Raw genomic sequence first — 13,590 nt, forward strand, 5'->3', positions numbered from 1 at the left:
CTGTCCCTGATTGCCTCCGAAACCCAGGAGCCACCATGGACGACTCAAGCCAAGGCAAGCCCCCCACCTTCTGGCAAATGCTGCACAGCATCCTCGCCGCCGCCTTCGGCGTGCAAAGCGGCAAGAACCGCGCGCGCGACTTCACCCACGGCAAGGCCAGCCACTTCATTGCCATGGGCACGGTGTTCACCCTGCTGTTCATTCTGCTGCTGATCGGGTTGGTGCAACTGGCCATGCACCTGACGGCACGCTGACGTTCAGCCTGAATGAAAACGCCTGCGGGCATCCACCCCGCAGGCGCTCAGGCTGCATCACGGTCTGACGGGAAGTCTACTGGTGGCTGACCCAATACACGGCGGTAACGACCACCAGCACGATCAAGCACAGAATCGCCCAGGCATCGACACTGCTGTCAGCTTTGCGGACCTTGGTTGAGTTTCCCATTGCATTGCCTCTTGTAGTGGTTATGGGAATGCACTTCACCCAAAGCAGTAAAGACGAGCAATGCCCTTCCCTCAAGCAGGGTTTTTCGCCAGTCGCAGCCAGGCAGATCAATAGTCCACAGGGGATGTCAGGAAGGGGTACTGAAAATCGGATGGACGGCCTTCAGCGCTGTAGCGTCGAAAGTCGACGCCGTAGTCGTCACGTCCGAGCAGCTTGAGCCAGCGTCGGGCCTTGTCCGGGTCAATCGACTGCAGCACCGGCACACTGTGCTCACGCCGCCCGTCCCGATTGATCGGCAGCCCCTGCGCATCGTCATTGAGCATGACCATGGCCCAACCACCCAAGGTGAAATGCCCGCCCATGAGCACGCCCAGACGCCCGTCGATGCGCGCACGCAGCGCTTGCGGCGAGCTGTTGACGGCGCTGAATACCGCATCCCGCCCCGGTATTCGCCCGGCAGCCTCGAACGCCTGCATGGCGCCGAAGGCCATCTCGTCGTTGGCCGACCACACCAGGCGTGTGCCCGGGTAGCGCTGCAACAGCAGTTGCGCCTGCTCGAATGCACGCTGCCGGTTCCAGCCGCCATACACCACCTGGCGCAAGCGCACCTGGGGGAAGTCGGCCAAGGCGCGGCGCATGCCCGCTTCACGCAACTGCGAGGCGGGGGTGGTCTTGACCCCGGCAAACGCCACGAGGTCCACCGGCTCGTTGCTCGGCGGCAGCAGGGCGACCATCTCGTGCAGCATCTGGTAACCGGCTTGCTCGTCGTTGGTGATCAACGTGCCCAGTACCTGGGCATACTTCTCGGGCTGGGCCTCGATGCTCTGCGCCTGGCTGGCGGTCAGGCCGTTATTGACCAGAAACAGCTTGACCCCGGTGCCCTGGGACAGCCGGATGATTTCCGGCGCCACGTACTGCTCGTTGACCAGCACCAGGTAGTCCGGGCGCTGCGGGCCTTTGAGCAGCGCCCGTGCCTGGTTCAGCGCACGTTCGGCGCTGCGTTCGCTGTATTCCACCCGCAGCGTCAGGCCCAGGTCGTCGGCCGCCGCCTGCATGAAGCGCGAATAGCCAACCCAGAATGTCTCGTTCGAAAGGCCCGGGTTAAGGAACACGACTGAAGCAGCCTGCGCATTGGCTGCCAACGGCAGGCTCAGGCACAAGCTTTGGCACAGCGCCTTGAGCATGCGGTTACACCCCTTGCAACAAACCCGCGAGTATAAACCTACGACCCGCGTTGACGAACAAATGCCAGTCAGTCTCACTTAGTTCGTTTGGTTCTTTTCATATGCAAAAACATCACTTTAGCGCATAAACACACTCTGATATCGTTTCCCAGCTCCGAACCGGAGTGCGCGGCCGTGCGCGCGAATAGCTGCATGCAGCCTGAGACAGGACTTTTATGTACGTATACGACGAGTACGATCAGCGGATCATCGAGGACCGCGTCAAGCAGTTCCGTGATCAGACCCGCCGCTACCTGGCCGGTGAGCTGAGCGAAGAAGAATTCCGCCCTCTGCGCCTGCAGAACGGCCTGTATATCCAACGTTTCGCGCCGATGCTGCGCGTCGCCGTGCCTTATGGCCAGCTGAACGCCCGCCAGGTCCGCACACTGGCCAAGATCGCTCGCGACTACGACAAGGGCTACGCCCACATTTCCACCCGCCAGAACGTGCAGTACAACTGGCCGGCGCTGGAAGACATCCCGGACATCCTTGCCGAGCTGGCCACCGTGCAGATGCACGCGATCCAGACCAGCGGCAACTGCCTGCGCAACACCACCACCGACCAGTTCGCCGGTGTCGCCGCAGATGAGCTGATCGACCCGCGCCCGTGGTGCGAGATCGTCCGTCAGTGGACCACCTTCCACCCGGAATTCGCCTACCTGCCGCGCAAGTTCAAGATTGCCATCAACGGCTCGAAGGAAGACCGCGCTGCCATCGAAGTGCACGATATCGGCCTGGAGCCGGTGCGCAACGAAGCCGGCGAGCTTGGCTTCCGCGTGCTGGTGGGCGGCGGCCTGGGCCGTACCCCGGTGGTCGGCTCGTTCATCAACGAGTTCCTGCCCTGGCAGGACCTGATCAGCTACCTGGACGCCATCCTGCGCGTGTACAACCGTTACGGTCGCCGTGACAACAAGTACAAGGCGCGGATCAAGATTCTGGTCAAGGCGCTGACGCCTGAAGTGTTCGCCGAAAAGGTCGAGGCCGAAATGGTCCACCTGCGTGGCGGCAGCAGCACCCTGACCGAAGATGAAGTCCAGCGCGTGTCGCGCCACTTCGTCGACCCGGACTACCTGGCCCTCGACAACGTCGATTACAGTGCCCTGGACGCCGAATACCCAGGTTTCGCTCGCTGGCGCTCGCGCAACACCCGCGCCCACAAGCGCCCTGGCTACGTGGCCGTGACCTTGTCGCTGAAGCCCACCGGCGTTGCCCCTGGCGACCTGACCGACAAGCAGCTGGACGCCGTGGCGGACCTCGCCGAGCGCTACAGCTTTGGCTTCCTGCGCACCTCGCACGAGCAGAACATCATCCTCGCCGACGTCGAGCAGCGCCAGCTGCACGCCCTGTGGCAGGAGCTGCGTGAAGGTGGCTTCGCCACGCCGAACATCGGCCTGTTGACCGACATCATCTGCTGCCCGGGGGGTGACTACTGCTCGCTGGCCAACGCCAAGTCGATCCCGATCGCCGAATCCATCCAGCGCCGTTTCGACGACCTGGACTACCTGTTCGACATCGGCGAGATCGACCTCAACATCTCTGGCTGCATGAACGCCTGCGGCCACCACCACGTGGGCCACATCGGCATCCTCGGCGTGGACAAGAAAGGCGAGGAGTTCTACCAGGTGTCCCTGGGCGGCAACGCTGCGCGTGACGCGAGCCTGGGCAAGATCCTCGGCCCATCCTTCGCCCAGGACGCCATGGCCGACGTGATTGAAAAGCTGATCGCCGTGTACGTCGAACAACGTACCGAGGAAGAGCGCTTCATCGACACCTACCAGCGTATCGGCATCGACCCCTTCAAGGAACGCGTCTATGCAGCGAATCATTAAGAACAACCAGATCGTCGACGAAACCTGGCACCTGCTGCCCAAGGAAACCACCCTCGACGAGCTGAGCAACTGCGACGATTACATCGTCCCGCTGCAACTGTGGCGTGACCATGCCCACGTGCTCAAGGCCCGCGACGGCGGCCTGGGCGTGTGGCTGGACAGCGACGAGGAAGCGGAAGAGATCGGCGAGGACGTGCAGCACTTCCAGGTCATCGCCCTGAACTTCCCGGCCTTCACTGATGGGCGCAACTACTCCAACGCGCGCCTGCTGCGTGACCGCTACCAGTTCAAAGGCGAGCTGCGCGCCATCGGCGACGTTCTGCGCGACCAGCTGTTTTTCATGGCCCGTTGCGGTTTCGATGCGTTTGCCATCCGTGCCGACAAGGACCCGGAAGATGCACTGGAAGGTCTGAAAGACTTCTCGGTGACCTATCAGGGCGCCACCGATCAACCGCTGCCGCTGTTCCGCCGCCGCTGACCGCTGCAAGTACGGCCCACCACCCGGCGGGCCGTACCCTTTCTTCTACCGCAACCCACGCAACACCGCTTTTCAGCCTCTGCGGCCCCGGGGTTTCCTGCTCGCAGTGGCTTGCTGCTGCTCTAGCGCCCTGGCCCATTCGGCCTGCACCCGTGCCAGCGCCTCGCGTATTCGCTGCATGACCTCTTCGTTCAGCTGATTGTGTTCGAGATTGATCGTTTCCGGGTGGGCTTCGATCCAGTTCAACGCGTCCTCGCCAAGCGTCGCAATGCGGTTACCACGCAGGTCCACGACCAGGTCCGGGTAGCGCTGCATCAACGCCAGCGGAACACTGCGCAAGCCCGTTGCACGCAACGACACGTACTGCAGGTGAACGTTGTAGCGCAACTGAGGGGCCACACCCAACGGGTTTCCATCAAAGTCCAGGACTTCCAACCGGGAGAACCACTCCAGGCGCAACTGGCTTGCTGCATCGAGGGTTATCACATTGTCGTGCAGGTACAGCTGGGTCAGCCTGCCCAGATGATTCAAATGCTCCGGGACAGTGGCAAAGCGGTTCGCGCCAAGGTTGAGAATATTCAGTTGGGCAAGGTTGCCAAGGCTGCTGGGCACACTGCTCAGCAGGTTACCGCTCAACTGCAGGTTCTCAAGACTTGCCAACTGCCCGATGCGCTCATCGAGTACGTTGAGCCGATTGAACGAAAGGTCCAGGCTGGCCAATTGGGCCAACTGCTCGACTCCGGCCGGCAGTTGCTCCAGGTGGTTGCCACTGAGGTCCAGATCGGTCAGGAGGGTCAGGTGCTGCAACCCTGTCACCGTCTCAAGCAGATTTCCGCCAAGGTCCAAGCTGCGCAACTGCGGCAGGTGTTCCAGCCCGCCAAGCTCGGTCAGTCGGTTGCCAGACAGCTGCAAGACCTCCAGATTGGGGAAATGACGCAGGAAATCAGGCTCGATGGTCGAAAGCTGATGATTGCCCAGAGACAAGCCTCGTAGCCGGTCGAACATGATGCCGCCGGGCAGCACTGGCAAAGAACTGATGGTCATTCCCGTGCGGGTTGTGCCCAGGGACGGCCCGTCTTCGCGATAATTCGACTGCCAGAACGTGCGCAGTACATCCGCGACATGGGACCGCGCTGCATGCTCTGGCTCGCCCGGCAAACCGCGCCATAGCGCCAGGCTTGTTTCAAGCCGCCTCGACAGGTGCGCAAACGCCCGGGTGCCAGGCCCCTGGGGAGGGTGGAGCCGATACCATGTCCAGTAACTGCCGCGGGCCAGTGTCAGCGTCAGTGCCTGCTCCTCCTCCCGGCGCTGTTCGGTGATGCGCGCCAACGCTTCTGGCGCCCCCTGATCGTGGCCTTGGTCTGCGGCAAGTGCGGCTTGTCGTTCAGCGTAGGCCTGACGGATGACGGCAAACTGATCGTCGTAAGCAACCCGAACGTGATCTTCCCAGAACGCCTGCTGCGCCAGGAACTGGCTGAGCGCCTCGGACGTCTCGGCCTCGTACACAGCTGCTTCGGCCCCGACAAGATCATCTGGCGTCACATGCTCGATGTGCCTGAAACTCAAGTACGTCGGCTGGCCATAAATGCCCAACTGCTCTGCGAGCTGTGCCCGAAATGCCAGGTAGATCTCACTCGGGTTGAATGACACGGCGCGCAGACGCAGGCCGTCCATATGACGTGCAGCAAAGCGGTTCACCTGATCGAGCCTGAACAGTTCACGCCCAAGGCTACGCAGCTCACGCTCGATACGCCGGCCGTGCACCCCATCGGTACGCAATGCAACCTGCAACCTGATGATGAGGGCATCAAGGTCGACGCTGCTGCGAGGCACAGCCGCTTGCAGGAAAATTGCCTGTCGAATGTGAGCATGGTGGTACATGGCGCTTATCAACTCGCCTACCCGACGCCGCATCTCTGCGGGTTCAAGCGCAAACTTCTCGCTAGCCAGCAACGCATCGAGAAATGCGAAGAACCCGCCGCTGCCAGCCTCATGCTCTAGCGCCCGCCACTGGCTGCGATGCAGTGCCGCTTCGTGCTCGCTCACCCCTTCGAACCAGCGCTCACTGCTTCCTGCGCCCTGCTCGAGTGGTACTGCAGGCGCCCCCAGCGCCAGCCGCTCGCGTGCTACTGCCGATAGCGGATTACCCAGCAAATGCACCCGTTCGGGGTTGGCGCGCAGCGCGTTCGCCTGCGCTTCGCTGATGTGAACGATGAGGTTGTCGCGCAGATCAATCTGCCGAAGCTGCGTCAATGCGGCAGTTTCGGGTATCGATGCCAACCGGTTAGACGACAAATCCAGACGATGCACATTGGGAAAGCGGGCGAGAAAAGCCGAGTCGACAGTTGTCAGATCCAGGCTACGCAGGGTAAGCGTGGTCACATGATCAAAACGCACCGTTTCTGGCAGTTCCGGCAGGGTGCCCAGGCGCGTGCCTTCCAACGTCAGTGCTGGATGCCCTTCAACATCGTGCACGCGTCGTTGCCAGGCATGACGAATCCGCCGTGCCATACGCACCCGTCTGAGCAACTGGATCGGCCCGGACGATTGTCGCCGCCACAGGCCCAATGCCTGATCCAGGGCACGCAGCTCTTCACACAGGCGCAGGTAGTAGTTCCAAGGGGTCAGCCCAAGCGCGCGGGCGTCTTGCGCGAAGCGTGCCATCGTACTTGAGTCAATGTCGGGGAACAGCCGTTGGATACCGCGCCGCAACGCACGATCGCTGCTCTCGCCACGCCCGCTCAGCGGGTAGCCCAGGCGACCATCGCCGAGCCGTACCGGTGGCCTGAAACCACGTCCGATCGGCGCCATGCCCAACAGCGCTGCGGCATGATCGCGCTGCTCACCGGCCCACAGCGACAGCGCCTCAGCCAGCGCCTCAGGTGAGTCGCCAGCGTTACCCAAAGCCCGCTTCTGCCAAGGGTCAAGTTGCAGCAACAGGGCCTGGAACAAAGAGTCTTCGGCCGTTGCCGATGGCAGTGGGATACCATGCGCATCCAACGCCTGATAGCCATGGGCAGTTCTGACTACGCTACGGACTTCACTAGCCTCTTGCGCACCGGCCCAGGCAGACCGTGCGCCCAAGTGCGTATCGCCGCGCACCTCGATACGCACGCCGCGCCAAGGAGCACGGTCAGCGATCAGGCCCAGCGCCAGTTGCTCGGTATCACGATTGATCGCTGCGGCTTGCAGCAGCCCCGCGCAAGCGCGGTCCAGGCGCGTATCGCGCAAGTACCAGCGCGCGTGCTCGGCCAAGGCCAGCGGTACACGCTGGTGTGCCTGCAACTGCTCGACCAGGTCTTCACCAGCGTGTGCGATGATCTCCCGCGCGCCCAGCACCGACAACCCGGGGAAATCCCGACGCAGCAGGGTTTCGGCCTCGGACGGCCAGGGCTGCTGCGCCAGCAACTGCAGCTCGAAGCCCTCGCCTTGCAGCCCTGGCAACTGCGTGTGCAACTGTTGCCGCTGCAGCGCATCCAACACGCGGGCCGGGGGCGAGGCGTGTTCCACATGCAATCGGCGCAACAGGTCTTCATTGAGCCCTGTGGCCCGCATCACGTTATGTATGGCCTGCTCGTCGAGGTTCGCCCAATCTGCAGCGAGGTCCTTGAACAGCTGAACACTGCCGTGCCATTCATGTGGGGTCTCAAGTTCATGCTGCCAGCCACCGGCATCGTTGCCTTCAAGCAACGGTGCGTAGGCATTGCTGCGCGTGGGGTGCCGGATACGGCGCTGCTGGGTTTCGCCGTCTGCTGAGGTCACATGGCTGGCCAGGGGGGTACGCACCACTTCTGCGCCTTGCACCGTGACCACCGTGCCGACGGTGCCTTGGTGTTGAACGGCATACCCTGGCAAGTCGAGGTCGCACAACTTCACCGTGCCATCAACCGCATGCACCGGCACCAACGTTTCGACCCGTACGTTACGCGCCAGCCGGTGCGATGCTGCGCCTGCACCAGCATTCACAGCGGTCATGGCCACGGTTTCTGCAACCGCATACACATGTTCCAGAGCGCCCTGGCGGTCCCCCAGTTGCCAATCGGCATAACCCTCGTAGACCTCATCCGCCACCTGCAGCGCAGTGATGCCCAGCAACGGCAAAGCCAGCACGGGCAGCGCGAAACTTGCCAGGCCCAACGCATCAAGGGCAAAACTCAGGTAGAAATGCAGGCGCCTGTCGCGTACCTGCGCATCCACTTCTGCAGTGGGCACGCCGTGCACCTTGGCGTTGTCCAGCAGGGTGTCGATCTGCTGCGTGCGCAAATGCTCGAACAGCGGCAGCTCGATTGCTTCATGACGCCCGTCAAGCTCGACCGGCACATCCCGGTCGGTGGCTTTCAGCGCGTTATCCAGGGCGCGCACGTAGGCTTGCAGGTCACGTGCACCGATGAACCGCTGAAAGAACTCGACGTACCCAGGCAAGCGAAACTGCTTGCCCAGGGTCAAGTACAAGGCATCCCAGGACGGGTACCAGGTCAAGGGGCCTTGAGGGTCATCGGGGATCCAGCACAATATCCCCTCGAATACCTCACCAGTGGCCTCCTGATGAGTGATTTCAAACGCCACCGCACCGCGTACCCGCTGACCGAATACCCGCAGTTGCATGGGCCGCAGCCCTGAAGCCGAAAACGCCTCGGATGAAAACAGCGCAACCAGCGCAGCACAATGTTCATAAGCGTGCTGCGCAATTTCCCCGTTGGCCAGCGATAACCGCAACGCCGCCTCCAGGTTTGCACGCAAGCCCTCCTCGATCAGTGCTTCGAGTTGCCGACCGGCCTCCCCTGCTGGTGTCAGGTGCGCCTGGAGGTACGACTGGTACTGGCCACCGAGGTCGAGCGAGCGGCACAGCCTGAAGAATGCCTTGGGAGCAAGCGAACAAGGCTGCCCGGTTGCATCCAGCACCGCGGTCCCCTGCATGATTGCGCTGGCGAATGTTTCGCCCTCGGTGAAGTTATGCAAGGCCGATTGCAGCAAGCTGTGTTCATAAACCTGTTCTTTGACCCCATCTGGCACGTGCGCAATGTGCGAGGGGAAGCGCTGCAAGGTTCTGCGTCGCAATCTGGCCTGACGCACATCGAGCGTCAGCTGATGCTGCGCTTGCAGTGCGTGTTGCAGCAATGGAGCGGCGAACACGTCCAGCGGTGCGATCTGCGCCAGCAGGTCGTGCAGTAGCTGTTGTACCTGCTGTTGACGGCGCTGGCTTTCGTGTAACGCGTAAAGGGTATCGAGTGGGGCCTCGGTCAGCCAGGCAGGCAAGCGACTGGCAAGCAAGGCATCTGTTGACGCTTCGGGAAATGGCGGGGTCTGCATCACAGGCTCCTTATGGCGAGAGCTGCGATTGCACCACTGCCAAGCGGGGGGCTGGCGGTAACTATTGCAAACCGCCCCACTGGCAGCGGCAGCCCTTGAATCAACCGCGCTGGCTTAGCGTGTCGAACTGCACCCGCGCGGCACGCCAACGTGCCAGCACCTGCTCATCAAGGGGATTGTTGTTGATGTTGAGCCGGTTCGGGTGCTGGCGAATCCAGATCAAGGCCCGCTCGCTCAATTCGACGATCAGATTATCGGCAAGGTCCACATACAGCTGCGGATGATGCTCCAGAAAAGCCAATGGAAATTCCCTCAGGCCTGTCGAGCGCAGCGACAGATGGGCCAGGTGGTCGAGGTTACGCAGTGGCGGGATCATGCCGATCGGGTTGCCATTCAAGGTGAAGGTTCGCAACGCGCTGAACGCTTCCAGGCGTTGGCCGCCTGAGACATCGATGACGATCTGGTTATCGCCCAGGTACAGTTCGGTCAGCTGTCTCAGCCGTTCCAGGCCCTCGGGTATCGCGGTGAGCTGGTTGCCGCGCAAATTGAGGATTTTAAGGCTGGTCAGGTTACCAATGGCCGCCGGGACATTCACTAGCCTGTTCTCGGCCACGTGCAGCTGCAACAACCGGCTCAGCCCGCCTAACGCCTCCGGCAGTTGGTCAAGGCGATTGCCGGCAAGGTTCAACTTGGTCAACCCGACCATGCGCTCGACACCCGCTGGCACCGACGCGAACTGGTTATTGCTCAGGTTCAGATACTGTAGCCGGATCAAGCTGTGAATCTGATCGGGAAGGCCAGTCAACAGGTTGTCACTCAGGTCCAACTGAGTCAGCAGCGTCAGGCCCTCCACCCCCCCAAGCGCAGTCAGCCGGTTGCGCCGCAGATCCAGACGGGTGAGTCTGGTTAGCGTTGCCAACCCAGGCACCTCACTGACCTCGTTGTCATTCAAGATCAGTTGCGTCAGCGACGACATATGCTGAACCCCATCGACGGTGGTCAAGCGGTTGTGCTGCAGGTCCAGGCTGATCAAACGGCGCAGGCCGCTCAAGCCAGGCACCGCAGTCAGTTTGTTGCCACTCAATCGCAGGCTCCGCAACTGGGTGAAACGGCCAAGGAAATCATCCTCCAGCGAGGTCAACCTGAGATTGCTCAAGCACAGTCGGTGCAGGTTCGCGAACTGGATATCAGCTGGCAGCAGGGGCAGGCCCTCGACTGGCTCATTGCGTACTACCAACTCCTCCACACCGCCGGGTCCATAGAAATCAGGCTCCCACGCCTCACGAATCAGTTGCCCGACGCGCTGGCGGCGATGGTAATTTTCCGGTGTGGCTTGCCCCCGCCAACCACGCAGGCTGAGGTCTAGCCGCTCGACCTGCCTGGCCAGGTCACTGAACGCTGTCCAGACCGTGCGGCCCGGCCTCTGCTCCAGTTGCATCGCCAACCACATCACATCCCTTGCCGAGCGGTGTGTGAACAACTGGTGCAGCCCAGTGCGAATGGACCGGCGGGCACGCAGGTCTGCCGTGGTGAATACCTGACCGCGCAGTGGGCGCGAGGCATCGCCACCACTCAGCGGGTAGCCCAGTCGACCATCGCCAAGGCGCACTGGCGGGCGTGCAGCCCCCTCTGCCGGCGCCATGCCAAGCAACGTTGCCGCGCGCTCCCGTGGTTCGCCAGCGCGAATGGCCAAGGTATGGCCAAGCTGCTCAGCCGTAGCTACACCCTCGCCAAGCACCTGCTTCTGCGCCTCATCGAGGTGCCACCATAGCGCCTGGCAGAGGCTGTCATTTTCGCTCGCCGACGGCAGTGGCGCCCCCGATTCATGCAGAGCCTGGTAACCCTGGCCACGCCTGACGATGTACCTCACTTGGCTGGCATCCTGTGCACCGCACTGGGCGAGCAGATCGCCGTCCAGGCGCTCGCTGCGCAGCTCGACCCGCACGGTTTGCGGCCACGGTGCCGCCTCTGCGATCAGGCCCAGCGCCAACCGCTCGGTGTCAGCATTCACCGCTGCCGCCTGATAGAACCCTGCGCAGGCACGATCCAAGCGGCAATCATGCAACAGCCAGCGTGCTTCGGTGGCCAAGGCAAGCGGCACGCGTTGGCTGCTGTTCATGGCTTCGATCACTTCGGGCCCCGCACGCTGGGTAATCTCCCGCGCGCCACGCGGCGTCAGGCCGGGGAAGTCGCGCCTCAACACCCGCTCGGCGGGTTCTGCAGGGGCCTGCAGCCCACTCAGGTGCAGCTCGAAAGCGTCACCGTGCAACGCGGGATGCTGTGCATGCAACTGGTAGCGCTGCACAGCATCCTGCAACCGTGCAGGCGCTGGCGCATGCTCAAGGTGCAAGCGGCGCAGACGCGCTTCATCGAAGCCTGTAATGCGCATGACATGCTCGGCAGTCAGTGGCTCGAGCGCCGCCCAGGCACTGTTCAAGCGTTGCATCAGTTGCGTAGAACCCTGCCAATGCTGTGGGGTTTCCAACTGATGGCGCCAACCGCCCTCGCCATTGCCGTCGAGCAACGGCGAGTAGGCCTGCGCCCTGCTGGGGTGGCGGATGCGCAAGCCCGCCCCTTTAGCATCCTCGACCACCTGGTAGGTCGCCAGGTGGGTACGCAAGCGCATCTGCCCCACCACCTCGGCCCGCTCGCCAACGGCCAGCCTTCCATCTGGCAGCGCGTAGCCTGGCAGAGCTGCATCGATCAGGCGCAACCCATGGTTTTCGGTCAACACCGGCATCAATGCGTCCACGTAGGCAGACCGTTCGATCAGGCGCCCTGCTACCAAACCGATCGACGCCAATGCCACCCCTGCGGCCAGGTTTTCGGCAACGCCCCACAGGTGATTCAGCGCGCCTTCCCGGTCCCCTAGCTGCCAGTCGGCATACCCTTCATAAACCTCATGGCTGGCCTGCACCGCAGCGATACCCAACAACGGCAGGCCAAGCACGGGGACGAACAGGCTGGCCAGCCCCAACAGGTCAAGACCTGCACTGGCATAGTCGCCCATGCGCCGCTCGCGCTCTGCCTGGTTGGCCATGGCAGTGGGTGTGGCCAGCACGCACGCATCGTCAAGCAGCGTATCGATACGCACCTGGCGTACATGCTGAAACAGCTGCCCTTCGATCGCCTGGCTGCGGCCATCGAGCTGGACTGTCTGGCTGTTGGTATGGGTCTGCAACAAACGTTGCAGTGTCTGGCTGAAGGCGCACCGGTCGCGCTCGCTGACGAAGCGCTGAATGAAGGCAGGATAGCCGTCCTGCCGGCACCTTTGGCCCAGGGCCTGCCACAGGTCATCCCAGCAATCATAGCGTTGCAACGCACCATGAACATCATCCGGCACCCACAGCACCACCCCCTCGAGCGGTGCGCTCGGCAGCCCCTCCTGGCGCGCTTCGAACGCCACCATCCCGCGCATCAACTTGCCCAGCAAGCGCAGCTCGAAGGGCAGCAAACGGGTTGGGTCGGACGCCACCACGGCAACTTCCGCGATGACCGGCAGGCATTGCAAGTACGTGCGCTCATCGATCTCGCCTTTGGCTGCCGCCAGGCGCACGTCGGCCTCCAGGTTGGCGCGGGCGCTTTCTTCGAGCAATGCGGCTACCTGCGTACCCGGCACGCCCGGCGCCAGCAGTATGGATTCAAGATGCCCCTGGTACTGCCCCCCGACATCCACGCTTCGGCATAGCGCAACGTAGGTTTGCGGGTCAAGCGCCTGCACCGTGCCTTCAGCGTCAACGATCACCTGGGTCTGCAGCGAGCCTGCGGGCGCGGCTTCCTGTTCGGCGAAGTTGTGCAGCGCAGCAACCAGCAACGTCACCTCGCTGACCTCGGTCTGCGACTGGCCCAACCCGCCAGGTACCGTAGACGAACCAGGAAGGATGGTGGTGCGCCGCAACTTGACCTGCCGCACATCAAGCCCAGGCAACTGTCGATCGCTCAATGCCTGGTCAAGCAACGCTTCGGCGAAGGCATCCAATGGGGTTACACGGGAAAACAGCGTCGCCAGCCTGTGCTGGGTGCGCTGCTGGTGCTGCAGGCTTGTCCGCAATTTGCCCAGGTGATCGAGTGAGGCCGTGCTGAGCCAGGTGGGTAATAGGCTGGCGATGAGGGTGTCGGTGAGATTGAGTTGCTGCGATGGCGTGGTCATGGGCGGCATTTTCCGGTTGGAGGTTCAGCCCGCAGCTAAACAGCGGTGCGCCGGGCAGCCGCACTACTTAAGTCAACCAGCGCGGCAATCGATGGATTGCCTGCGACTTGATCACGGTCACCCCCGCCATTCGTGACTACAAGTCAAATGACCTTC

6 protein-coding genes are annotated in these 13,590 nt (G+C 62.5%); 3 read left to right on the plus strand and 3 right to left on the minus strand.

Annotated features, from left to right (window positions below; genetic code table 11):
- The first annotated feature begins 35 nt into the window (after nt 1-35).
- Nucleotides 36-254, plus strand: a complete 219-nt coding sequence (locus LOY26_RS17360) for a DUF2970 domain-containing protein (RefSeq protein WP_033699015.1) — start codon at nt 36-38, stop codon at nt 252-254.
- Between the two features lie 297 nt (nt 255-551).
- Here LOY26_RS17360 and LOY26_RS17365 read toward each other — a convergent pair whose 3' ends face one another.
- Nucleotides 552-1,628 carry an ABC transporter substrate-binding protein gene (locus LOY26_RS17365; protein ID WP_033699017.1) on the minus strand — a complete coding sequence of 359 codons (1,077 nt, stop codon included), beginning with the start codon at nt 1,626-1,628 and terminating at the stop codon, nt 552-554.
- A gap of 215 nt (nt 1,629-1,843) precedes the next feature.
- Here LOY26_RS17365 and LOY26_RS17370 point away from each other — a divergent pair, with 215 nt between their 5' ends.
- Nucleotides 1,844-3,496 (plus strand): nitrite/sulfite reductase, encoded by a 1,653-nt coding sequence (locus LOY26_RS17370; protein ID WP_047581084.1) that lies wholly within the window; start codon nt 1,844-1,846, stop codon nt 3,494-3,496.
- Nucleotides 3,480-3,974, plus strand: coding sequence for a DUF934 domain-containing protein (locus LOY26_RS17375; RefSeq protein WP_033699021.1), 495 nt, complete (start codon nt 3,480-3,482; stop codon nt 3,972-3,974). Before LOY26_RS17370 ends, LOY26_RS17375 begins: the two co-directional genes overlap by 17 nt.
- Nucleotides 3,975-4,046: 72 nt before the next feature.
- On the opposite strand, the gene LOY26_RS17380 is transcribed toward LOY26_RS17375, so the two are convergent.
- Nucleotides 4,047-9,284 carry an NEL-type E3 ubiquitin ligase domain-containing protein gene (locus LOY26_RS17380; RefSeq protein ID WP_258713929.1) on the minus strand — a complete coding sequence of 1,746 codons (5,238 nt, stop codon included), beginning with the start codon at nt 9,282-9,284 and terminating at the stop codon, nt 4,047-4,049.
- Nucleotides 9,285-9,384: 100 nt separating this feature from the next.
- Nucleotides 9,385-13,434, minus strand: a complete 4,050-nt coding sequence (locus LOY26_RS17385; RefSeq protein WP_258713930.1) for a leucine-rich repeat domain-containing protein — start codon at nt 13,432-13,434, stop codon at nt 9,385-9,387.
- Between the last annotated feature and the right edge of the window lie 156 nt (nt 13,435-13,590).

The organism is Pseudomonas sp. B21-047, from assembly GCF_024748775.1.
Lineage (GTDB): Bacteria > Pseudomonadota > Gammaproteobacteria > Pseudomonadales > Pseudomonadaceae > Aquipseudomonas > Aquipseudomonas capeferrum.